Genomic DNA, 22928 nt, shown 5'->3' on the forward strand with positions numbered 1-22928 from the left:
GAATTTCTCAATGTTAAATGCATATATTTATGATGGTTTACGTAGTCCATTTGGCCGTCATGCAGGTGAACTTGCCTCAATTCGTCCTGATGATTTAGCTGCAACCGTCATTCAAAAGTTGCTTGAAAAAACTGGTGTGCCGGGCGCGGATATTGAAGATGTGATTTTAGGCGACACCAACCAAGCGGGTGAAGATAGTCGTAATGTAGCGAGAAATGCCCTGTTACTTGCAGGTTTACCTGTCACTGTACCGGGCCAGACGGTAAACCGCCTATGTGCGAGTGGTTTAGGTGCGGTAATTGATTCAGCACGCGCTATTACTTGTGGTGAAGGCGAACTCTATATCGCAGGTGGTGTAGAAAGTATGTCTCGCGCACCTTTTGTAATGGGTAAAGCCGAAAGTGCTTATAGCCGTGATGCAAAAATTTATGACACCACCATTGGATCTCGTTTTCCAAATAAAAAAATTATTGCTCAGTACGGCGGACATTCAATGCCTGAAACGGGTGATAACGTTGCTGCTGACTTTGGTATTACCCGCGAGCAAGCTGATTTATTTGCAGCTCAATCACAAGCCAAATATCAAAAAGCCAAAGAAGAAGGTTTCTTTGCTGATGAAATTACGCCAATTGAAGTTTTCCAAGGCAAAAAATTACCGCCTAAACTCGTTTCAGAAGATGAACACCCTCGCCCAAGCTCAACTGTTGAAGCACTCACAAAGTTAAAACCTCTATTTGAAGGTGGTGTGGTTACAGCTGGTAATGCCTCAGGGATTAACGACGGTGCAGCAGCACTTTTGATTGGTTCAGAAGCTGCCGGTCAAAAATATGGCCTAAAACCAATGGCAAAAATCTTATCAGCCGCAGCTGCGGGTATTGAACCGCGCATTATGGGTGCAGGCCCGATCGAAGCTATTAAAAAAGCCGTTGCGCGTGCTGGTCTTACTTTAGATGACATGGATATTATTGAAATTAATGAAGCTTTTGCTTCACAAGTTTTATCTTGTTTAAAAGGCTTAAATGTTGATTTTAATGACCCACGTGTGAACCCAAACGGTGGCGCGATTGCAGTTGGTCATCCACTTGGTGCATCTGGCGCTCGTCTTAGCTTAACAGTAGCACGCGAGCTAATTCGTCGTAAAAAGAAATATGCCGTGGTGAGCCTATGTATTGGTGTAGGTCAAGGTCTTGCGATGGTGATTGAAAACGTTTCATAAACTGCACCAGATATCCATTCATCACAACAGCGCAGTGATGAATGGATTTATTTTGCAGAGCGAAATATAATGGCAAAACTATTGCTTTAATTATATTTGAGGATCGAATGTCTCAAAACACGGAAACTGAAAAACCAATAAATTTTGATGAGATACGTTTAGATCCTATTTCGCATATACATCGGGAAAATAACCCACAATTTATTGCTTCTTTAGCACGCGGTTTAGAACTTTTAAGATGCTTTTCTGCAAATAATCAGGTGCTTGGTAACCAAGAATTAGCAAAAATGACAGGTTTACCTAAACCGACCATTGCACGTATTACCAATACCCTTGTGTCATTAGGTTATTTAAAACAATTGCCTAATTCGACCAAATACACACTAGATATTGGTGTCTTATCTTTAGGATACGCAGCATTATCTAACATCTCGATTCGTAATATTGCTCATCAATATATGGAAGAGTTGAGTCAGTACGTCCAAGCCCCTGTGGCGATGGCAACACGTGACCGCTTAAATATGGTGTATATCGATGTTGTGCAAATTGAAACTGCATTAAATATGCGCCGTCCAATTGGCTCAACTTTGCCAATTCATAGTAGCTCAATGGGTCGAGCTTGTTTGGCTGCAACTCCTGAACGTGAGCGCAACTTTCTACTCGATGCATTGAAACAAAAGAATCCCGAAAACTGGCCAGCCATAAAACGCTCTTTAGAACGAGCTTTCCGTGATTATCAAGATTATGGATATTGTTTGTCTTTAGGCGAGTGGCATAAAGAAGTGAACTCAGTGGCTGTACCTTTGGTCAGCTCCAAACATGGTCTTTATGTTTTTAACTGTGGTGCGCCAAGTTTTCATTTAAATCCAGAAAAACTTGAAGGTGAAATTGGACCACGTTTAATCCACATGGTGCACAATATTCAAGATGCCTTGAATGAAACGCACTAATAACCATAGTTAAAACAGTCATGGTTGTGTTGATTAAAGTTCCACTTTCATTATGACTATAGGCATGATGAAAAACGCACTCTATACCCCAACCATTATTTTAATGGCAATTGCAGCAGGCATTTGTACAGGCGGAAATTATTTTAGTCAGCCACTCATTCATTCAATTAGTGTAAGCCTAAATTTAACCGAAACAACTACAGCGTGGGTGCCAACTCTAGCCCAAATCACCTACGCATGTGGCTTGCTCTTTTTAATGCCGCTGGGAGACATCATAGAAAAGCGCAAGCTACTATTTATCTTTATGTTATTGGCTTCAAGCGGATTAATTATTAGCGGTTTTTCACACAATATTTATCTTTTACTGCTTGGCACCGTCATTACTGGTCTATTTTCAAGTTCAGCTCAACTGTTATTACCCCTTGCTGCAAGTCTGGTTCCAATTCAACAAAGCGGCCGTGTGGTCGGCTTTTTACTGAGCGGACTGATGATGGGGGTTTTACTCGCCCGCTCTCTTTCAGGGCTGATGTCTACGCTTTTTGCATGGAATATTATTTATCTGGTCAGTGGCTTTCTGTTACTTATCATTGCCATTATTTTGCATCGTAATATCGGGTTATTTCCACCAACCAAATCTGAAAACTATGCAAAAACTATTCGCTCTTTACCACAGATTTTTATTCAAAGCCGACGGTTAAGAACCAGAACTTATATTGGTGGTTTTACATTTGCTTGTGTAAGTTTAACCTTTACCACCATGTCGTTGCTTCTGGCTCCAGCGCCCTATTTTTTTAGCGACTTTACCATTGGCCTTTTCGGTTTTGTTGGCGTATTAGGAACTTTCGTTGCCAATTTTTCAGGCAAATTTATTGATCAAGGCTACATTCATAAAATTTCAATTTATTGCGGCATTGGGCTTATTTTAAGTTGGATTCTTTTTTCACTTTTACCCTACCATTTCGCTTTTTATATTATTGCCTTACTTATTCTCTACGCTTCTCTTTCTGCTGTGCATGTCACCAACCAAAGTATTGTATTTAAACTTAATCAAGAATTACGTTCGCGGTTTAATGCCATTTATATGACAGGTTACTTTGCTGGCGGCGCTTTAGGCACAACGGCAGGAAGTTATGCCTGGAAACACTACGGTTGGACAGGTGTCTGTATTTTAGGTTTAATTTTTGCCGTTTTATGTCTTTATTATTGTGTACGTGATGCAAAAAATCAGCACAATTAAAGCTTGTGCTGATCTTGTATAAAGTAGGCTAATGGTTCGTTATAAAAGCCTTAATAACCGACCACGAATAATATCTTCTGCCTCTTTGACAATTCGGCTGACCAGTTCATCACATGTCGGAATATCATGGATTAAGCTTGCCACTAACCCACATGACCATGCGCCTGCATTTACATCGCCATCAATCATGACTTTTGGATAAACGCCAGCCACTTCTTCAATAATATCTTCAAATTTAATGTTATCGCCAAGTGCTTTTTCTTTTGCCACGATTTTTTCTACAGCAGCATTATTCATGACACGTTCTGTATTTCGCAAAGCACGCATAATTAAACGCGTATCTCGTTCAGTTGCATTTAAAATCGCCTGCTTCACATTTGCATGTACAGGAGCTTCCTGAGTCGCAATAAAGCGGGTTCCCATATTAATTCCATCGGCTCCCATCGCTAAAGCCGCAGCAAGTGAGCGCCCATCTGCCATACCACCAGAGGCAACAAACGGGATGTCTAATGCATCGGCTGCTAAAGGTAATAAAATCATATTTGGCACATCATCCTCACCAGGATGCCCACCACACTCAAAACCATCTACAGAAACCGCATCACATCCAATTTGCTGAGCTTTTAAGCTATGTCGAACCGAAGTACATTTGTGAATTACTTTAATACCAGCAGCCTTTAAATATGGCATCACCTGTTCAGGATTACGCCCTGCTGTTTCTACAATCTTTACGCCACCTTTAATAATTGCCTCTACAAAACCCGGATAATCAGGAGTATTTACGGTAGGTAAAAAGGTTAAATTTACCCCAAAAGGTTTATCGGTCATTTCTCGGCAACGTGCAATTTCTTTTGCCAGATTTTCAGGTGTACGCTGAGTCAAGCCAGTGATAATACCTAACCCGCCCGCGTTCGAAACCGCAGCAGCAAGCTCTGCAAAACCAACATAATGCATACCGCCTTGAATAATTGGATGCTCAATTTCAAATAGTTCTGTAATTTTGGTCTTCATATTCTTTCCACTCACTGTTCTATAGCCAGCCTCTTATTTCCCTAGCAGGGCTAGATGCTTATTTACGCATAAATACTATCAGTATTTAAAGTAATTTAAGTTAAAAATTTCACAATACAAAATTTTATACCACAATATAAAACAAAATAATTGATAGCGGAATTATTTTTCGATAGCATCAGTTTAAATTTTAGACGGAAAATTATTTAAAGGAATGAATGATGCAGCAGAACAACAAAACCCAAAGCGAGCTTAAAACAGGCACAATTCATAAGTATTTTGATAAAAATATACTAACCCTCACCATGAGCAATCCCGCTAAAAAAAATGCAATTAATTATGAAATGTATGCAGCTTTAAGTCAGGCATTAGATCAAGCTGCAACCAATCAAGACATTCATGTGGTTGTGCTTACTGGTGAAGACTCCGCATTTACCAGCGGCAATGATGTAAACGCATTTGAAAAACGAGATACCACCACTTCAGAACCACCCGCTTCGATTGTTTTCTTAAAAAGCTTAGCAACCTTTCCAAAACCAATTATTGCTAAAGTAAATGGTGTGGCAATTGGCATTGGCAGCACCATGCTTTTACATTGCGACCTTGTGTATGCAAGCCAAAACTCTATTTTTCAGTTCCCCTTTGTGAATTTGGGGCTTATACCTGAAGCGGGTTCAAGTTACATCTTGCCAAGATTATTGGGCTTTGCTCGAGCTTCGGAAATTATTTTACTGGGTGAAAAATTTTCGGCGGAACAAGCAAAAAATTATGGTCTGGTAAATGAAATATTTGAAGCCAATGAGCTGGATCAGGTAGTTGAAGATGTGGCAATTAAACTCGCTCACAAACCAAGCCAAGCCTTACAGCTCAGTAAAAAGTTACTAAGAGATATGCCAATTGATGATCTACTCAATCGTATTGACCATGAGTCGACTATTTTCTCGCGTTGTTTACAAGGCTCCGAGTTTAAAGAAGCATTAAGTGCTTTCAAAGAAAAACGGAAACCGAACTTTCACAACCAAACAGCCTAAAGCTTACCCACTAAAAAGCCAGCCTTGAAAAAACAAAGCTGGCTCTTATAAATGAATCAAATAGGTTTAGCTAATTTCAGTGCGAATATTATTCACCATATGTAAAAGACGTGGTGCAATATCTTCTTCAAGTTTTTCACGATTCATAATGAAACTTGGGCCACCACAGTTGAACACCAGCAAACCATGTTGTTCATGAATGAGTGGAACAGCAACAGAATTGACATCTTTATGCCATTCGCCAATTGAAAAACAGTATCCAAAATCTTGGTAATCTTTAAAGGCTTTGTCTAGATCACGGTTAATTTTGATCCAGTCTTCTTTGTGCTTGTTACGAATGGCATTAAGCAAGAACTCTCTTTCATCTTCTGGCATGGCAGCTAAACATGCACGTCCCATCGAACTTAAATGAATCGGTAAATACGTTCCGACTTGACGGCGCATGGTCATATTGCCTTTGCCTTGCACCACGTCAAGATAAATCATATTGAGTCGATCACGTGTTGCCATGGCTACAGCAGCGCCAGCATAGTCTGCCAAATTTTTCATATATGGATGAGCAATAGAGCGAATCGATACGTTAGACAGCATCGAATAACCAAACGCAAGAACTCCAACTGAAAGCTGAAATTTACTTGAGTTAGGTACTTGTTTGATATAACCCAAACGCGACAAGGTATGTGTGAGGCGAGTAATGGTTGGTTTTGGTAAACCTGTCATCTGAGCAAGCTCTTGATTGCCCAAATGCTGATGTTTAGGCGTAAAACAACGTAATAGCTCTAAACCACGTGCTAATGCAGTAATAAATTGGCGATCATTTTCATCCTGCATATCTTCAATCGGATGTAATAATTCATGCCTTAAAGGCGCTAATAATTTTTCTGTCTGTTCTGCATCAACTGCATCGTTCATTGTCATACCAATCCATATTTTGTTTCGCACTGCGAAAATTATAATCTATTTTTTCTATAAATAGCAAAAAAGCAAACATCCTAGTCTGCGTCTAAAACATAAATTCATTTAACTCGTTAAAGCAAAAGGTTAAATATTTTATTTTCTGATTTTAAATATAATTTTAACCTTCCGCTTTAAGCCACTTATCCAATTACGCCCTTTTCTTTCAACTCAGCCAGTTTTTCTGAAGAAATCACTCGACCTAAAACCGCCTGAGTATGTTCTCCTAATAACGGAGGTGCTGTTTTGTACTCAACAGGTGTTCTAGAGAGTTTGATTGGTGATCCAATTACCTTCAATTTTTCACGTTGAGGATGATTCATCTCGACCAGCATTTCTCGGGCTATCACTTGCGGCTCTTGGAAAGCTTGTTCCAAGTTATTAATCACACCAACTGGAACTTTAGCAGCGTAGATTGCATCTACCCACTCATCTGCTGTTTTAGTTAAAAAGTGTTTTGATAAAATCCCGATAATTTCCTCCCGGTGTTTGATTCGATCTGCATTTCGGGCAAAACGTGCATCATTTGGTAAATCGGGTAATCCAATACTTCTACAAAGCTGAATAAACTGAGTGTCATTTCCACACGCGATAATAAAATCACGATCAGAAGCTTTAAATACCTGATAAGGCACAATATTGGCATGTGCATTGCCATAACGCTTCGGGATATTATCCGATGAAAGATAGTTCATTCCCTGATTTGCCATTGTGGCAATTTGAACATCAAGTAAAGCCATATCAATGTATTGGCCTAAACCCGTTACATGGCGGTTGAGTAAAGCAGCTTGTATGGCAATCGTAGAATAAAGACCTGTGGCTAAATCGGAAAATGCGACCCCTACTTTTTGTGGACCGCCACCCGGCAAATCATCACGTTCACCCGTAACTGACATGAGGCCGCCCATGCCTTGAATAATAAAGTCATAACCGGGTTCTTCTGCTCTTGGGCCAGTTTGACCAAAGCCTGTAATCGAGCAATACACCAGTTTAGGATTAATCTCAGATAAAGACTCGTAATCCAAACCGTATTTTTTCAGAGAACCCGCTTTGTAGTTTTCAATCACGACATCGGTGTCTTGAATGAGGGCTTTAATTAGCTCTTGTCCATCAGAACTGGCAATATCGATGGCAACCGATAACTTATTGCGGTTAGTGGACTGGTAATAAGCGGCTTCTTGGGTGTCTTGGCCTGAGTCATTTTTCATCCAAGGTGGCCCCCAAGAACGAGTATCGTCACCGACTTTCGGTCTTTCAATCTTGATTACTTCTGCACCTAAATCGGCAAGAATCTGTCCACACCAAGGCCCAGCCAATACCCGACTTAAGTCAAGTACCCGAATTCCATTTAAAGCACCCATCTTCATCCCACTATATTTTGTGACTTATTTCCTATAGGAAAACTTATCCATTTAAAATTTCGCATAGCGATATATATTTTTAATATACACAGCTCATTTTAAAAATCAAACTTTAATTTTCCACTAAAAATAATGATTTTTTATAAGAAAATATAGCTTAAATAAATCAATAAATTAGGCAAACATAAAACAATAACAAAGTATCGCATTGCGAAATTAATTTTCAAAATATATTGTTTTACGTTCATCCTTTGATTACTATCGCTTCAAATATTGATGATTTTACGAACATCACATTGATGTTTTTTGCATGTAGTAAAAGGACGAGACTATGATTCGAGATCAGGAAACCTTAGATCAACTTGTTGATATGATTCGACAATTTGTTGAAGGTGTATTAATTCCTCATGAGAATGAAGTCGCTGAAACGGATGAAATTCCTCAACACATCGTTGAACAAATGAAAGCGCTGGGCTTATTTGGTTTAACCATTCCTGAAGATTACGAAGGTCTTGGGCTAACGATGGAAGAAGAGGTCTATGTCACTTTCGAATTAGGCCGTACCTCTCCTGCTTTTCGCTCTCTGATTGGAACCAATAATGGTATTGGTTCAAGTGGCCTGATTATTGACGGGACCGAAGCACAAAAATCATTTTTCTTGCCGCGTTTAGCGCGTGGTGAAGTGATCAGTTCTTTTTGTTTAACCGAACCAGACGCAGGCTCGGACGCAGCCTCTTTAAAAACCAGTGCAGTAAAAGATGGCGATTTTTATGTGTTAAACGGCACTAAACGCTTTATTACCAATGCACCCCATGCTGGCGTATTTACAGTCATGGCACGTACAAATTCTGATATTAAAGGTGCTGGTGGTATTTCTGCTTTTATTGTCGACAGTCAAACCCCAGGCATTTCACTTGGTAAACGCGATAAAAAAATGGGACAAAAAGGTGCCCATACCTGTGATGTGATTTTTGAAAATTGTCGTATTCCTGCCTCAGCACTCATTGGTGGCGTGGAAGGTGTTGGTTTTAAAACGGCCATGAAAGTGCTCGATAAAGGCCGTTTGCATATTGCTGCTTTAAGTGTCGGCGCAGCAACCAGAATGCTAGACGATTCTTTAAATTACGCCATCGAACGCAAGCAGTTTGGACAACCTATTGCCGAATTTCAACTCATTCAAGCCATGCTTGCCGACTCAAAAGCCGAAATTTATGCGGCTAAATGTATGGTCTTAGACGCTGCACGCCTACGCGATGCCGGACATAACGTGAGCACTGAAGCTTCATGCGCAAAAATGTTTGCGACCGAAATGTGTGGCCGTGTCGCCGATCGCTGTGTACAGATTCACGGCGGTGCGGGTTACATCAGTGAATATGCCATTGAACGTTTTTATCGCGATGTCCGTTTATTCCGTCTCTATGAAGGGACCACTCAAATTCAACAAGTGATTATTGCCCGAAACATGATTCGCGCTGCGTCTTAATCAAATTTTAAGCACTTTAAAACGACTTGAAGTGCTTTCAATCAAATGTAGGTAATGGATTATGGCTACAAATTACAAAGAAGGTCTTTCTCGTATACAACCTCATACGTGGAAAATAGCATTCATTTTTGCCTTTCTGGCCCTATTGGTAGATGGTGCAGATTTGATGCTGCTGTCTTATAGTTTAAATAGTATTAAGGCAGATTTTGGATTAAGTTCAGTGCAAGCAGGTATGCTTGGCAGTTTTACATTAGCAGGTATGGCTGTTGGTGGCATTTTTGGGGGATGGGCATGCGATAAATTTGGTCGCGTCCGCATTGTGGTTATTTCTATTTTAATTTTCTCACTTCTCACCTGTGGCTTAGGTTTTACTCAAAGCTTTCTTCAGTTTGGTATTTTAAGATTTTTTGCGTCACTGGGTTTGGGTTCACTCTATATCGCCTGTAATACCCTCATGGCCGAATATGTACCAACACGTTACCGCACCACAGTCCTTGGAACCTTACAAGCTGGCTGGACTGTTGGATATATTGTTGCGACTTTACTTGCAGGTTGGATTATTCCTGATCATGGCTGGCGTATGCTGTTTTATGTTGCCATTATTCCCGTTGTTATTGCTGTTCTCATGCATATTCTGGTACCAGAACCAGAAGCATGGCAAAAGTCTCGACTACAACAACCTGTTTTGGCGCAAAACCCTCCGAAAACTTCAGCATTTAAGCTTATTTTCCAAGATAAACAAAACCGTAATATGTTTATCTTGTGGGCGTTAACCGCGGGCTTCTTACAGTTTGGCTACTATGGTGTAAATAACTGGATGCCGTCATATCTAGAAAGTGAACTGGGTATGAAGTTCAAAGAAATGACGGCTTATATGGTAGGTACATATACCGCCATGATTTTAGGTAAAGTCCTTGCAGGCATGATGGCTGATAAATTAGGGCGTCGTTTTACCTACGCGTTTGGTGCAATCGGTACTGCTATTTTCTTACCTCTCATTGTTTTTTATAACTCGCCAAGCAACATTCTCTATTTACTCATCACCTTCGGCTTCCTCTACGGCATCCCTTATGGTGTAAATGCAACCTATATGACCGAAAGCTTTGCGACAGCTATTCGCGGTACGGCCATTGGCGGCGCTTATAATGTTGGACGTTTAGGCGCTGCGTTAGCCCCTGCAACTATCGGCTTCTTAGCCTCTGGCGGATCTATTGGTTTAGGTTTTGTCGTAATGGGTGCAGCTTATCTGATTTGTGGTGTGATCCCTGCTCTATTCATTAAAGAAAAAATATACGACCCACAAAAGTCGTAAAGAGATTCATTACATATATTTATATGTGGTGATGGAACTAACTATTGGAGCATATGTTTAGATAGTTAGAGGAAAATAGGAGTTTAATCTGCAAGGTTGCTCCTTATTTTCAAATATGTGGAGTTTATTACTCTTCATTTTAATTTTTTAGGTAAGCTTAGCTCTCAAGGGAGCTAAGCTTAAAAATATATTGACCTAAACTATATTTAAGGTCGTTCACCCTGTCCCAAACGGCGTTCAATATCGTCCAGTACATTTGGCAAGTCCGCGACACTATCAATCACATAGTGAGCACCCGAGGCATTCATTTTTCGATAGGCCTTATCTTTTAGAACAATCTGTTCGTCAGTCGATAATGCACTCCACTCTTCATAGCTTAAACCGACTTCATTGCCGCTAATCGCAAGTCCTACGGTCCAGCATCCCGCATTTAAACCTTCATCAATACCCATCACGGTATCATCCACTTTTACAACAGTTTTGATGTCAGATACGTCGAGTTGAATTAAGTTTTTCCATAACATTTCAGGATATGGACGGCCAAATTTCACATCACTGGCAGTAACGATACAGTCCGGTCGATAGCCCTGATCGGCAGCATCTTTAACCAATCGCCCAATCATCATTGATGCATAGCCTGTGTTACTGCCAATTTTTGCACCACGGCCTTTAATATTTTCAAAAGTCGCCAATGCACCCGGAATTAAAGCAGAACATTTGGGAATCGATTTTAATTGGTAAGGAATAAAGTCTTTATATAAACGGTCAATATCTGCCTCTGTTGCAGCCTGCCCATATACTTCCTGCCATGCTGCTGCTACACGCGGCATTTTTAAAACAGCAGCTATATGGTCGCGTTTTTCCAAACCCATTGGTGCACGAGCTTCTTCAATCGTAATTTCAACTTTATTGTCTTTAAATAAAGCCATAAAAGCCAAGATGGGTGCGCGTGAGCCAAAATCTACTGTTGTACCAGCCCAGTCAAAAACAACAGCCTGAATTTGTGTATTGTTCGTCTTCATGATGTATTAACCTTTAATTTAAATGATTTAAAAACTATGCTGTTACAGCTTGATTTAGATGGCTTTTGCAATAGCTGGCAATTGCAGCAAGAAGCTCTTCAATGTCATGAACATAAACTTCGCCAATATTGCCAATACGGAAACAGTTAAGATCGGTGACTTTGCCCGGATAAATCACGTAGCCTGACTTTTTCAAAGTTTCGTAAAATGACTGAAAGCTAAATGTTTCAACTGTCGGGTAAAGGAATGTGGTGATAATTGGTGATTGGGGTACTTGATTGCCTAATACCAATTCAAAACCAAGCTGTTGCATACCTTGAGATAAGGTTTGTTGGTTTTGTAAATAACGTTGATAACGTGCAGCAACTCCGCCCTCTGCCTCAAGCTCAAGCAAGGCTTGGTAAAATGCACGTACTACATGGGTTGGCGAGGTAAAGCGCCATTTACCGTTATGCTGCTCCATGGTATTCCACTGGTCATATAAATCGAGGCTGACCGAACGAGCCAAACCTTTACACGCTTCTAGGCAATCACGTTTCGCCAAAATAAAACCAAAACCCGGCACACCTTGAATACATTTATTTGCACTTGAAATCAGAAAATCAATTTCAAGCTCCGCGATATCCATAGGCACACCGCCAAATGAACTCATCGCATCTACAATCCAGATTTTCCCTGTCGATTTAACTAAACGACCAATGTCTTGAATCGGGTTTAAAATTCCCGTGGTGGTTTCACAGTGCACACAAGCAACATGGCTAATAGTTTGATCTTGTAAAACGCGCTCAATCTCTTGTAAATCTGGTGTTTGGGTTTCTAAATAGTTCAGCTCTATCACTTCAATATTTAGGCAACGCGCCATTTGCACCATACGTGCACCGTAAGCGCCATTATTGATAATCAAGATTTTGCCATCACGTGGAATAGCCGAACCAAGCACAGACTCCACCGCAAAACTACCACTGCCTTGCATTAACACAGCCGTATATTTTTCAGGTTGACTGGTTGCCAAATTAACCAATCGAGAGCGGATATCTTGTACAAGCGAATTATATTCTTGGTCCCAAGTACACCAGTCTTTTTGCATGGCACGGCGGACCGTTGCAGATGTTGATAATGGTCCTGGTGTCAAAAGCAGATATTTGTTTTCTAAATCCATATCGAGTTGTGGTTGCATGTTCATAAGATTGCTCACTTCGTTCACGTTAATTTCAATATACACTAATCTGGTTTAAACCAGATGACAAACTAGTAAATATTTTGTTCTAATATTTCTTTCATAAACCCAGCCCCAGTGGTCATGCCTTTACCGGCAATCGCACTCACCAGAAAGATGTTTTTTTCAGCTTCAGTGACACAGGCCAACTCATGTTCATGGGTCAAGTAATAACCATTCCAACGTTTTTGAATTGGAGGTAAAGTCAGCCCCAGTTTTTCGTGGCAGTAGGCTTGAATAAATTGATTAATGTCTTCGCGTTGCTCAAACTGAGGTGCTTCATCAAGCGGATGTTATTCGTGACTATCCCCTACGATGAGTTCGCCAAATTCGTTTTGTTTAATCAGAACATGAATCCCAAATTCTTTAACAAATCCTTGTTGTGACGCTTTAATCAGCTCATGATGACTTGGGCAAATCTCAAAGGCTGGATAGCGCGAAATCGACAAACCTGAATAAAGAGAAGTATTTAATTTTTGTTGAAATGGTTGAGTCAGCGCCATTTGTAAGCCACAACGTTTCAGATTCAAACTTTGCAGCAACTCTGGATATAAAATATCGATGACCTCACCGTGGCAGATCAAAACTTTATTTGCCCGATGAATCTCGCCATTTGCTAGACGAACTTGACACTTTTCCTGCTGGCATTTGGTTTGTACTACACAAGCATTGGTATAGATCACCACACCTTTACTTTCAGCATATGCCAACAGGCGCTGCCCAATCACATGCGGTTCGACCGAATAATCTTCTTCAAAGATTAAGCCGCCTTCGAACTGCTGCTCGGGATTTAAATATGAAAATTGTGTGGTTAGTTCTTCATGGCTGAGCAGATGAACCGGAATCTGGTACCTGCCTGCACGCTCGGCAAACTCATTTAAAACCTGCCATTCAAGTGCAGTATTTGCCAGATATACGCCCTGCCTTTGTTTAAATGAAATATCGGTTTCAGCCTGAATACGCTGGTAAAAAGAGCGTGTTTCAAGTGCATACTTTCGCCACGGTTGTTCTGGATGGGTTAAAGTCGATGTTCCAACCATGCCGAAATTACGGCGAGTTGCACCTACAGGCTTGGCATTTTTCTCGAAGATACAGACTTTTAAGCCTTGCTCTTGTGCCTGTATAGCAGCGGACAAACCTAAAATTCCGGCACCGACAACAATTAAATCAAACTGTACGTTATTCATAAGTCTTCCAATTTGCGAAATTTAGGATGAACAAACCCTTGCCTTGTTGAACAAAGCATTTCTTTCAGTCGGTTCAATAAAAATTGTTTTAGCTAAACATCACTTAGTGAGAGCTTTCACGCCATTGCTGACTTCTTGCCATAATTTTTCGGGTAAATAACCAATGAATGAGTTTGACAACACATGAGGTTGTTAAAATCAAAATACTCATCGCAACAGCAGCAACAGTATCGCCTGCATCATCCATATTTAAAACGGCCACCGCCGCTAAACTGGTGTCTGGTGAATAGAGGAAAATTGCAGCCGATACGGTCGTCATGGCATTTACAAAAACATAGACCGACACATCACACAGCGCTGGAAAACACATAGGTAAATACACTTTCCAAAAGGTTTTCCACTTCGATGTACCTAAAGTTTGTGCTGCTTGATCAAGCTGTAGCGGAATCTGTTTAATGGCATTGGTTAAAGTGAGGTGTGGCACGGTGTAATAATGCACGATGGTTGAAATCACCAAAATGGTCATGGTTCCATACAGTACATTTAACGGGTTGCTTTGCTGGTTAAAAAACAAAATGTAAGCAATACCTAGAACCAGCCCCGGCACTGCAAGAGGTAATAGAACCAAAGCTTGCACATAATTTTTAATGAGTGGATGCGCCTTAAAACGTTCAGTTAATAGTGCCACCATAAAAATAAGTGCCGTGCCCACAACCGTACTAAAAAAAGCCATGCGAACCGAGTTAAAGTACGCTGCCCAACCGCCACCATCGACATATTCAAAACTGTAGTGTTGCAAGGTCAAAGACAAATCATAAGGCCAAGACTGGATAAATGACGCCAAGACTGCCGTTAAAATAATGAGTAAAATCGAACCCGAAACCAAGCCACAAAATAAAGTCAAAACCGTTTCAAGCTTTTTATTACGCGCAGAGACATAAGGCTTAATTTGAAAGGCTTGAAAGCGTGCATGGCGTTTGCTTTGTATACGATCGAAAATAAAAACAAAAACAGCTGGTAGCAATAACAAGATAGAGATGACCGCACCCATGCTCATGTTTTGCTGACCAATAATCTGTTTATAGACATCAAGCGCCATCATGTTAAATGAACCGCCAATGACTTTTGGAATACCAAAATCTGTTAGGACATAAATAAAAGCCACCAGACTTGCGCTGATTAAACCATAACGAATTGCAGGTAAAGTCACATGATAATGTGTTTTCCAGACATTTTTACCCAGCGACAAAGATGCTTCAATTAAACGCTGATCGACACTTCTAAAGGAGACCATCATCAGCATTAAAATTGCTGGAAATAGCCAAAAGCAATAACTGATTAAAATACCGATTGGGCCATAAATCTGTACATCACCTAATAAAGGCTTGAATACACCTTGCTTGCCAAATAAATAAACCAATGCCAAAGATGGCAAAAGTGACGGGGCCAAGATCGGTAAAAATGCCACCAATTTAAACAAGCCTTTGCCTTTAATATTGACATTGGTCAGTGCAAACGCATAAATACTGGCAAGAAAAACTGTAATGACAGTAGCAGTACAAGCGATCCACACAGAGTTAAATACAGAACTGAGTAAAGCGGAACTACCAAAATAATTATAAAAGTTTTCAAGGCCGACAAAATTTTGATTTTCATCAAAAAATGCACTTTGAAACAGCATTATTAAGGGAGCAATAATCGCTAAAGTCAAAGCAATTGCGACGCTCGCCAAAGTAATATTTGACCTTAATGAATATTCAGTTTTTTGACGCGGCTGTGTTTTTAAAACCGCTGAAGCAGTTTCATTTAACATAGTGCATACCCTTGATCGTCAAAAACATGGATGAGCTGATTAGGCACTTTTATAAACATGAGTTCTTGCAAAGATTTGAACTTTGTATTTTCAATTTCAATTTGCAAAAGGTGTTTTGCCTGCTCAATTCCATCAATATGAATGGCGCAAAACAAACGGCGTTTTGCACCTAAAAATTCAGTGCTTAATACTTTAACTGGCAAATACAGCGATTCTTTATCACTGCCAAAATCATCTACCAACTCGACTGCTTCGGGTCTAAAACCCATACTGTAGTTTTGCCCAGTTTTTAGCTTTTGCTGCTCCAGATTTAGAGGGATAAAACCTAAAACATCGAGCTGATTCGGTACTGCACAAGTGGCTTTTAAAAAGTTCATTGTGCCAATAAACTTTGCAACGAATTGGGTTTGTGGTTTGTAGTAAATATTGTGCGGCGTATCGATTTGCTCAATCACGCCATGATTCATCACTACAACACGGTCAGAAATGCTTAATGCTTCTTCTTGGTCATGCGTCACCATAATGGTTGGCAAATTAAGCTGCGATTGAATTGAGCGAATCTTTTGTCTTAAGTTCAAACGTACCTGAGCATCAAGTGCTGAAAGCGGTTCATCTAGCAATAAAATATCCGGATTCGGTGCAATTGCCCGAGCGAGCGCAACACGTTGCTGCTGCCCACCCGACAATTGATTTGGATATTTTTTAGCAATATCGGGTAACTCAATCAGATCTAATAACTGCAGAACCCGTTGATTACGCTGTGCTTTATCCCACTTTTTTTTGTCTAAACCGAAAGCAATATTCTTTTCGACATTTAAATTTGGAAATAACGCATAGTTTTGAAACACAATGCCACAGTGCCGTTTTTCAGCACTTAGCAACGTTATATCTGTTCCCTTTTTTATAACCTTTCCATAATCAGGTTTTTCAAGACCCGCAATAATGCGCAGCAATGTGGTTTTACCGCACCCTGAAGGCCCCAAAAAGCTGACGAACTCACCAGCTTTCAGATCTAAATTAATATGCGTTAGAGCCTGAAAGTGTTGAAACTTTTTTTGAATATCCACCACTTCTAAAACCGAAGGGCCATGTTCAGGATATTTATAGGTCGTTTGTGTCGACAATAAATGCCCTGCTAACTCGGCCTTTTGGTTTTGACCTAGCAGCGATGATTGCAATGACGAAGGTATTTGCATAATGAGGCCCTTATTCAAAAGATCACTTTTCAAAACGCTTTGACCATTCAGCCAAAATACGTTCACGCTGTTCGGCCGCCCAATAAAAATCATTTTTTACAAGCAGTTGAGGAAGATTTTTCGGGAAACTCATAGTGGTATTCTCAATGCCTTTATAAGCGACCATTGAAAAGTTATGTGCATAGGCTTCATTTGCCGCTTTGCTTACCGACCAATTTATGAATTTTTGTGCGCTACTTAATTTCTTGGTTCCTTTTACAATTGCTGAGGCTTCCATTTCCCAACCTAACCCTTCAGTTGGATAAACCACTTCCAAAGGTGCGCCATCTGCTTTTAATTTAAATGCTGGATAACCGAAAGAAATACCAATTGGAATTTCGCCTTGTGCGGCCATTTTGCAAGGTTTTGAACCAGAGTGAGGATATTGCGAAATGTTTTTGTCTAAAGCCTGCATGTAATCCCACGCCTGCTTTTCACCCCAGATCTGCATCCAAGCAGTCACATCTAAATATCCTGTACCACTTGAAGCCGGATTTGGCATCACAATCAGGTTTTTATAAATCGGGTTGGTTAAATCTTTCCAAGTTTTTGAAATCGGTAACTTACGTTTTTCTAATTCGACTTTATTGACACAAATCGCAGATTCCCATGCATCCATACCCGTCCAAGTTGGTACAGGTTTTTGACTTACAAATTCGGGTTTTAAATTTTGGAAGCCTTCAGGTTTAAAAGGCTCAAGCATGTCTTTCTTTTCCATGACCAGCAAACTGGTTAAAGCCACACCAAAAACCACATCCGCTTGCGGATTTTTCTGTTCTGCCAAAAGTTTTGCGGTGATTACACCTGTTGAATCACGTACCCATTTTACTTTGAGTTCTGGATAGGCTTTGTGTAATTCTTCTTGGTATTGTTTAAGCTGGTCGGCTTCCACTGCCGTATAGACTGTAATTTCTTCTGAGTTTTTTGATGTTGCTGATGAACATCCCATTTGAAAAGCGACCACTACACCTAAAACTGATGCAGTGCCAAGTTTAATTGTCTGTTGAACATACTGTTTCATCTGCAAACCATCGAATGCAATTATTTGATGATCGTATTTCAACAGGTTTATATGACAGTTTGATTAATCTGGTTTAAACCAGATTGTATTTTTATGCTCGTGCTTCGAAATGTAAATCTAAGACATCGTGTAGCCAATATTCTTGGTCAACATCGGTAATCACGCCCTTTTCATTTCTGTTACTACGGCAAATATATAAACCGAGTGCACCAACATTAACATGAAGCGCTTTGGCCTGTTGTTCCGATAAAGCTGTTGGATAGAGGTTAATGTCGGCTCTGGTGATATGGCAGTTATATTGATTTGCCATTAGTAAAGTAATGGATTGCTTGAGATCATGAGTTAAAAAATCGGGAAAAAGCTCGGCGTTCACACGTAAATGTTCAACCAACACAGGACGTCCATTAATACAGCGACGACGCCAAACTGAATAAATCGGATGCCCTTTTTCAACTTTTAAATGCTTGGCATCCCAAGAAGTTGCAGTTGTTAGCTCACTGGAAATCACTTCTGTAGAAGGTTCATAGCCTTGTTCAATCACAAACTGGTTAAAGTTTTTTGTAGATTGGGGGTGATAAATAATACGCGGAGAACGAACATACCAGCCACGGCGGTCTAATCGATAAATCAGACCATCAGTTTCCAAAGCCAGCAAAGCTTCACGTGCAGCCACGCGAGTGGTTTGGAATTGCTCAGATAGCACTCTTTCCGATGGGAGTTTTGCATGAGCGTCTAATACGCCAGATTCGATGTCGTGGGCAATTGCATCGCGGATAGGAATATATTTAGGTATGCGTGCTTGGTCCTGTTCCATACAAACTTAGAATTTATAAATAAAGAAATTAATAGCAATATACTGAAAAAATGTGACAAAAGCTTTTATTAATGCTGATCTTTTAAGCAAAGCGCACCGCATCTCAGACTTTTTCTAACTAAATTTTTCCATAGAAAAAGGGCATCTATGTGCCCTTTTATCTTTTTTTAATTATTAACTCGCATGTTTAAAACTATCAATTTGCTTAATCTCATAAGGCAAACCGACATAGTTTTCGGCTAATGTAGTTTTACCCGCAATCGAACCGAGTACATAACTTAGCTCTGCTTGCTTAATCTTATGATCAAACTCACTTTCAGTTTCAAAACGATGCAACAAGTGAGTCATCCACCAAGAAAAACGTTCAGCTTTCCATACACGTTGTAGGCATTTTTCTGAGTATTCATTTATACCTTGTTCTGAACCCTCCATATAATATTCAACAAGTGCACTTGATAAATAAGCAATATCAGAGGCAGCGAGATTGAGGCCTTTTGCCCCTGTCGGTGGAACAATATGCGCAGCATCGCCTGCTAAAAATAGTTTTCCGAAACGCATTGGCTCTGTTACAAAGCTACGTAACGGCGCGATACTTTTTTCAATAGAAGGTCCTGTCACTAGCTTTTCACGGCTTTCAGGGTCTAAGCGGTTTTTTAACTCATCCCAAAATTTTTCATCGGACCAATCTTCGAGGTGATCAGTTAAAGGGACTTGTAAATAATAACGGCTACGTGTTTCTGAACGCATACTGCATAAAGCAAAGCCACGTTCTGACTGTACGTAAATGAGTTCATCGGCTACAGGTGGAACATCGGCCAATACACCCAACCAGCCAAACGGATAAACTTTTTCAAAGGTTTTAATTTTGTCTTCTGGCACACTGGCACGGCAGACACCATGGTAGCCATCACAACCAGCAATAAAGTCACACTCAATTTGAAAGGCTTTACCTTGGTACTCAAACTCAACTTTTGGTGCCGTGTAGAAATCTTTCACTTGTACATTTTGGACTTCATAAAATGAAGTGAGCTGTGCTGCTTCACGGGCAGTCATTAAATCTTTAGTCACTTCGGTCTGACCATATACAGTCACTTGTTTTCCACCTGTGAGTGCGGCTAAATCAACCCGATGCAATTCACCCTTGGTTAAGATTTCAATGCCCGAATGCGGTAAGCCTTTTTCTTTTAAGTTTTGGTCAACGCCTGCTTGTTTCAGTAAGTCGACCGAAACTTGTTCTAAAATTCCTGCACGAATCCGTGAAGCCACATATTCAGCACTACGTTGCTCAACAATAATATGATCGATGCCAGCTTTATATAGAAGTTGCCCAAGCAATAACCCTGCTGGTCCAGATCCAATAATTGCAACCCGTGTCTTTAAAATATCCATAACTTCATCCTTGTTTCATCCTGACTTTTAAATTACTGGCTTTAAGTTTTGTGCACTATGTATCCAAGACGAAAATAACCGTTTATCATTTAGTTTGTCCGAATAGCGGACAGAAACAACCAAAATAACAGGAATAAATGGATGCCTTCTCTCGATGCTTTTTTAGAGCACCCGACCTCGCATGAGAAAATTCGTCAAGATGACTACATCGCAGGATTAGCTAAAGGCTTGGCTTTACTGGAAGCTTTTGGAACAGATCGGCAACGGCTTAATGTCACTCAAGTGGCTGAGCGAACTGGTATTAGTCGTACAGCGGCAAGGCGTTATCTAAAAACTTTAAAATACTTAGGCTATTTAGAAACTGATGAACATTACTTTTGGCTCACTCATCGTGTGCTGCGCTTTTCGAGTTCTTATTTAAGCTCTGCCCATCTGCCTAAAGTTGCTCAATCATTTTTAAATCTTTTATGTGCGCAGACATCTCTTACTTTTTCTATTGTGGTTCTGGACGATAACGAAGTGGTGCCGATTGCCCGTAGCTATTTACCGCAGCAAGATAATTTGCGTGTTAGTCCTTATGGCATGCATTTAGGAAATCGATTACCTGCTCATGCAACTTCGACAGGGAAAGTATTGCTGGCAGCACTGTCCGAAGAAGCCCAGCATACGTGGGTAAAAAATTATGGTTTAAAACGCTTAACCCCTTTTACCATTGTAGATGAGTCAAAGTTTTTTGAAGTGCTTAAAGGTATTTCGTTATCGGATTATTGTCTTTCCAAAGAAGAACATGAGCTTGGCGTGATTGCGATTGCAGTGCCCGTTTTTAATGCGCAAGGTCAAGCCATAGCAGCACTTAACTGTATGTCTCAAACCAACCGTGTACAAGAAGATTATTTGGTTCAGCAAATTTTGCCATTGCTGCGCAACACGGCAAATGAACTTAGAAATGTGATTTAAATAGACTTAGAAACTCTTGTCATCAATTAGAGGTACAAGAGTTTCAACTCATAATTTAAAAGGCGAATTCTTTAACTCGCTGGTTTGCCAAATCTAAAGCATTGCTACGATAGGCTTGCATGTCTAAGCCTTCTACATAGATAAATTCGACGTCATGAATGCCCATTAGCCCTAACACCGCTTTGAGATAAGGCGTGACTGCCTCAGTTTCTTGGCCAACATGGATCCCCCCCCGACTACTTACCACCACAGCTTTTACTCCTTCAACCAAACCTTGAGGGTAAGTTTCGGTGTAGCGGAATGTTTGTCTTGCTCGTGCCACCAAATCAAACCAGTTTTTGAGTTGAGTCGGGACATTTAAGTTGTACATGGGTGCGCCAATCACGAGTAAATCGGCACTTTTTAATTCGGCAATTAATTCATCAGACAAAGCAATGATTTGCTGAATGTCTTGATTGTTATTTTCAGCCCCACGCAGCGCCTGAAAAATTTCCAGATCTAATACAGGCAGGTTCATTTCAGCTAAATTGCGTATGGTGATGTCATCTTGCAAACCTTGGTCTTTTCGATGTTCAAGCATTACATCGATTAGACGATTGGTTTGTGAAACCTCACCCATAATGCTGGATTTTAATACCAATATTTTAGCCATGACCATCTCCACGTTTTCAATGAAGCCATATTAACTCCACAATAAATTCAACAGTGGTGATATTATTTCTTATCATTGGTTCCCTTTAGGCAACAACCATGCAACATGAGCTAAGTGCAATTTCTATATTTGTGACGGTGGTTGAAGCTGGAAGTTTTGTAAAAGCTGCCGAGCAATTGCATTTAACTCGCTCAGCCATAAGTAAAAATATTGCTCGGCTTGAAGAGCAGCTTGGTGTTGTTCTATTTAAAAGAACAACACGTTCGCTCAGCATGACTGATGAAGGCGCTTTGTTTTATGAGCATAGCCGCCGAGCGTTAAGTGAAATACAAAACGCAGCGGCCCTGCTAGACCAAAGAAAAATCAACGCAACGGGGCGTTTACGAATGTCTGTGCCTGTACTTTTTGGACAAGTCTTTGCTGCCCCACTCATGGTTAAATTTGCTCAACAGCATGCGGACTTACAGCTAGAAATTTCATTTAATGATCGGACTGTAGACTTGGTCGAAGAAGGTTTTGATTTATGTATAAGAATCGGGGCATTACCTGACACCACTCAACTCGTTGCCAAACCGATTGGTGAGCATCGAATGTTACTTTGTGCCTCACCTAACTATTTAAATGAAGCAGGTCCCTTAGAAAATATTGAAGACTTAGACCACCACGCCACGATTGCCGACCCGCATTTTGGTCAAATGCAAAAATGGCGACTTCGACAGGAAAATACCGAGCCTTTATTTATTAAACCCAAAGCAAAGCTTCTTTTAAATGATCTGCAAGCTATTAAAAATGCAGCACTTGCTGGAGCAGGTATCGCGTGGTTGCCCGATTGGCTCATTCAAAATGAATTACAGGATGGTACGCTTGTGCAAGTATTAGAAACCATGTCGAGTATTGCTTTTCCGATTCATTTGGTATGGCCTACACTGCCCTTTATGCCTCTAAAAACCCGTCTTGCAATTGATTATTTGGCGCAGCATTTACCCCCTGAACTAAACATTCAAAAATAAAGTTAAAACAATAATGGCCACTCTTTCATCTGGTTTTTATAAATACGTTGCTCGCTA

19 protein-coding genes and 1 pseudogene are annotated in these 22928 nt (G+C 40.4%); 8 read left to right on the forward strand and 12 right to left on the reverse strand.

Annotated features, from left to right (window positions below):
• Window positions 1-10: 10 nt before the first annotated feature.
• From F968_RS11075 to F968_RS11085, 3 genes are all read left to right on the forward strand, one after another.
• Window positions 11-1216, forward strand: coding sequence for a 3-oxoadipyl-CoA thiolase (locus F968_RS11075; protein WP_004793095.1), 1206 nt, complete (start codon window positions 11-13; stop codon window positions 1214-1216).
• Between the two features lie 107 nt (window positions 1217-1323).
• A complete protein-coding gene (locus tag F968_RS11080; RefSeq protein WP_004793097.1) occupies window positions 1324-2166 on the forward strand; it encodes an IclR family transcriptional regulator in 843 nt (280 codons plus the stop codon).
• A 64-nt stretch (window positions 2167-2230) separates the two neighbouring features.
• Window positions 2231-3403 carry an MFS transporter gene (locus F968_RS11085; protein WP_081399538.1) on the forward strand — a complete coding sequence of 391 codons (1173 nt, stop codon included), beginning with the start codon at window positions 2231-2233 and terminating at the stop codon, window positions 3401-3403.
• A gap of 39 nt (window positions 3404-3442) precedes the next feature.
• Here the strand turns inward: F968_RS11085 and F968_RS11090 are convergent, their stop codons facing one another.
• Window positions 3443-4414, reverse strand: coding sequence for an NAD(P)H-dependent flavin oxidoreductase (locus F968_RS11090; protein WP_004793100.1), 972 nt, complete (start codon window positions 4412-4414; stop codon window positions 3443-3445).
• Window positions 4415-4635: 221 nt separating this feature from the next.
• Between F968_RS11090 and F968_RS11095 the strand changes: the two genes are divergently transcribed.
• Window positions 4636-5445 carry an enoyl-CoA hydratase gene (locus F968_RS11095; RefSeq protein ID WP_004793101.1) on the forward strand — a complete coding sequence of 270 codons (810 nt, stop codon included), beginning with the start codon at window positions 4636-4638 and terminating at the stop codon, window positions 5443-5445.
• Between the two features lie 66 nt (window positions 5446-5511).
• Here the strand turns inward: F968_RS11095 and F968_RS11100 are convergent, their stop codons facing one another.
• Together F968_RS11100 and F968_RS11105 are read right to left on the reverse strand one after the other, a co-directional pair.
• Window positions 5512-6357, reverse strand: coding sequence for an IclR family transcriptional regulator (locus tag F968_RS11100; RefSeq protein ID WP_000996083.1), 846 nt, complete (start codon window positions 6355-6357; stop codon window positions 5512-5514).
• Between the two features lie 185 nt (window positions 6358-6542).
• The gene (locus tag F968_RS11105; protein WP_004793103.1) at window positions 6543-7760 is read right to left on the reverse strand and encodes a CaiB/BaiF CoA transferase family protein; all 1218 of its coding nucleotides are present in this window, start codon (window positions 7758-7760) and stop codon (window positions 6543-6545) included.
• 331 nt (window positions 7761-8091) lie between these two features.
• Between F968_RS11105 and F968_RS11110 the strand changes: the two genes are divergently transcribed.
• Window positions 8092-9243, forward strand: a complete 1152-nt coding sequence (locus F968_RS11110; RefSeq protein ID WP_004793105.1) for an acyl-CoA dehydrogenase family protein — start codon at window positions 8092-8094, stop codon at window positions 9241-9243.
• A gap of 61 nt (window positions 9244-9304) precedes the next feature.
• Window positions 9305-10555: an MFS transporter gene (locus F968_RS11115; protein WP_004793106.1), complete on the forward strand. Its 1251-nt coding sequence runs from the start codon at window positions 9305-9307 to the stop codon at window positions 10553-10555.
• A gap of 206 nt (window positions 10556-10761) precedes the next feature.
• Here the strand turns inward: F968_RS11115 and phnX are convergent, their stop codons facing one another.
• The 8 genes and pseudogenes from phnX to pobA all read right to left on the reverse strand — a co-directional run bounded on the left by phnX (window position 10762) and on the right by pobA (window position 20252).
• Complete coding sequence (gene phnX, locus F968_RS11120) at window positions 10762-11577, reverse strand: phosphonoacetaldehyde hydrolase (protein WP_004793108.1); 816 nt, start codon at window positions 11575-11577, stop codon at window positions 10762-10764.
• A gap of 34 nt (window positions 11578-11611) precedes the next feature.
• Window positions 11612-12799, reverse strand: a complete 1188-nt coding sequence (phnW, locus tag F968_RS11125; RefSeq protein ID WP_034596264.1) for a 2-aminoethylphosphonate--pyruvate transaminase — start codon at window positions 12797-12799, stop codon at window positions 11612-11614.
• Window positions 12800-12825: 26 nt separating this feature from the next.
• Window positions 12826-13980: pseudogene (locus F968_RS11130) on the reverse strand (TIGR03364 family FAD-dependent oxidoreductase).
• 103 nt (window positions 13981-14083) lie between these two features.
• On the reverse strand, window positions 14084-15793 hold the full coding sequence (locus F968_RS11135) for a putative 2-aminoethylphosphonate ABC transporter permease subunit (protein WP_004793114.1): 1710 nt from the start codon (window positions 15791-15793) through the stop codon (window positions 14084-14086).
• Window positions 15787-16989 carry an ABC transporter ATP-binding protein gene (locus F968_RS11140; protein ID WP_004793116.1) on the reverse strand — a complete coding sequence of 401 codons (1203 nt, stop codon included), beginning with the start codon at window positions 16987-16989 and terminating at the stop codon, window positions 15787-15789. Before F968_RS11140 ends, F968_RS11135 begins: the two co-directional genes overlap by 7 nt.
• A gap of 22 nt (window positions 16990-17011) precedes the next feature.
• Window positions 17012-18049, reverse strand: coding sequence for a putative 2-aminoethylphosphonate ABC transporter substrate-binding protein (locus F968_RS11145; protein ID WP_004793117.1), 1038 nt, complete (start codon window positions 18047-18049; stop codon window positions 17012-17014).
• Window positions 18050-18140: 91 nt separating this feature from the next.
• Window positions 18141-18863: a UTRA domain-containing protein gene (locus tag F968_RS11150; RefSeq protein ID WP_004793120.1), complete on the reverse strand. Its 723-nt coding sequence runs from the start codon at window positions 18861-18863 to the stop codon at window positions 18141-18143.
• Window positions 18864-19037: 174 nt separating this feature from the next.
• A complete protein-coding gene (gene pobA, locus F968_RS11155) occupies window positions 19038-20252 on the reverse strand; it encodes a 4-hydroxybenzoate 3-monooxygenase (RefSeq protein WP_004793122.1) in 1215 nt (404 codons plus the stop codon).
• 141 nt (window positions 20253-20393) lie between these two features.
• Here pobA and pobR point away from each other — a divergent pair, with 141 nt between their 5' ends.
• Window positions 20394-21209, forward strand: a complete 816-nt coding sequence (gene pobR, locus F968_RS11160) for an IclR family transcriptional regulator PobR (RefSeq protein ID WP_004793124.1) — start codon at window positions 20394-20396, stop codon at window positions 21207-21209.
• A 55-nt stretch (window positions 21210-21264) separates the two neighbouring features.
• Here pobR and F968_RS11165 read toward each other — a convergent pair whose 3' ends face one another.
• Window positions 21265-21861: an NAD(P)H-dependent oxidoreductase gene (locus F968_RS11165; protein WP_004793126.1), complete on the reverse strand. Its 597-nt coding sequence runs from the start codon at window positions 21859-21861 to the stop codon at window positions 21265-21267.
• A 98-nt stretch (window positions 21862-21959) separates the two neighbouring features.
• Between F968_RS11165 and F968_RS11170 the strand changes: the two genes are divergently transcribed.
• Window positions 21960-22871, forward strand: a complete 912-nt coding sequence (locus F968_RS11170) for a LysR family transcriptional regulator (protein ID WP_004793128.1) — start codon at window positions 21960-21962, stop codon at window positions 22869-22871.
• Window positions 22872-22928: the final 57 nt, after the last annotated feature.

Source organism: Acinetobacter sp. NIPH 817 (genome assembly GCF_000368405.1).
Classification (GTDB): Bacteria; Pseudomonadota; Gammaproteobacteria; order Pseudomonadales; family Moraxellaceae; genus Acinetobacter.

Bases quoted from the DNA above. Each gene is read 5' to 3' on its own strand.
- pobR (WP_004793124.1), top strand. From the start codon at position 20,394: ATGCCTTCTCTCGATGCTTTTTTAGAGCACCCGACCTCGCATGAGAAA.
- F968_RS11145 (WP_004793117.1), bottom strand. From the start codon at position 18,049: ATGAAACAGTATGTTCAACAGACAATTAAACTTGGCACTGCATCAGTT.
- F968_RS11075 (WP_004793095.1), top strand. From the start codon at position 11: ATGTTAAATGCATATATTTATGATGGTTTACGTAGTCCATTTGGCCGT.
- F968_RS11115 (WP_004793106.1), top strand. From the start codon at position 9,305: ATGGCTACAAATTACAAAGAAGGTCTTTCTCGTATACAACCTCATACG.
- F968_RS11095 (WP_004793101.1), top strand. From the start codon at position 4,636: ATGCAGCAGAACAACAAAACCCAAAGCGAGCTTAAAACAGGCACAATT.
- F968_RS11090 (WP_004793100.1), bottom strand. From the start codon at position 4,414: ATGAAGACCAAAATTACAGAACTATTTGAAATTGAGCATCCAATTATT.
- F968_RS11110 (WP_004793105.1), top strand. From the start codon at position 8,092: ATGATTCGAGATCAGGAAACCTTAGATCAACTTGTTGATATGATTCGA.
- F968_RS11080 (WP_004793097.1), top strand. From the start codon at position 1,324: ATGTCTCAAAACACGGAAACTGAAAAACCAATAAATTTTGATGAGATA.
- phnX (WP_004793108.1), bottom strand. From the start codon at position 11,577: ATGAAGACGAACAATACACAAATTCAGGCTGTTGTTTTTGACTGGGCT.
- F968_RS11105 (WP_004793103.1), bottom strand. From the start codon at position 7,760: ATGGGTGCTTTAAATGGAATTCGGGTACTTGACTTAAGTCGGGTATTG.
- F968_RS11150 (WP_004793120.1), bottom strand. From the start codon at position 18,863: ATGGAACAGGACCAAGCACGCATACCTAAATATATTCCTATCCGCGAT.
- F968_RS11100 (WP_000996083.1), bottom strand. From the start codon at position 6,357: ATGAACGATGCAGTTGATGCAGAACAGACAGAAAAATTATTAGCGCCT.
- F968_RS11135 (WP_004793114.1), bottom strand. From the start codon at position 15,793: ATGTTAAATGAAACTGCTTCAGCGGTTTTAAAAACACAGCCGCGTCAA.
- F968_RS11085 (WP_081399538.1), top strand. From the start codon at position 2,231: ATGATGAAAAACGCACTCTATACCCCAACCATTATTTTAATGGCAATT.
- F968_RS11165 (WP_004793126.1), bottom strand. From the start codon at position 21,861: ATGGCTAAAATATTGGTATTAAAATCCAGCATTATGGGTGAGGTTTCA.
- F968_RS11140 (WP_004793116.1), bottom strand. From the start codon at position 16,989: ATGCAAATACCTTCGTCATTGCAATCATCGCTGCTAGGTCAAAACCAA.
- F968_RS11170 (WP_004793128.1), top strand. From the start codon at position 21,960: ATGCAACATGAGCTAAGTGCAATTTCTATATTTGTGACGGTGGTTGAA.
- pobA (WP_004793122.1), bottom strand. From the start codon at position 20,252: ATGGATATTTTAAAGACACGGGTTGCAATTATTGGATCTGGACCAGCA.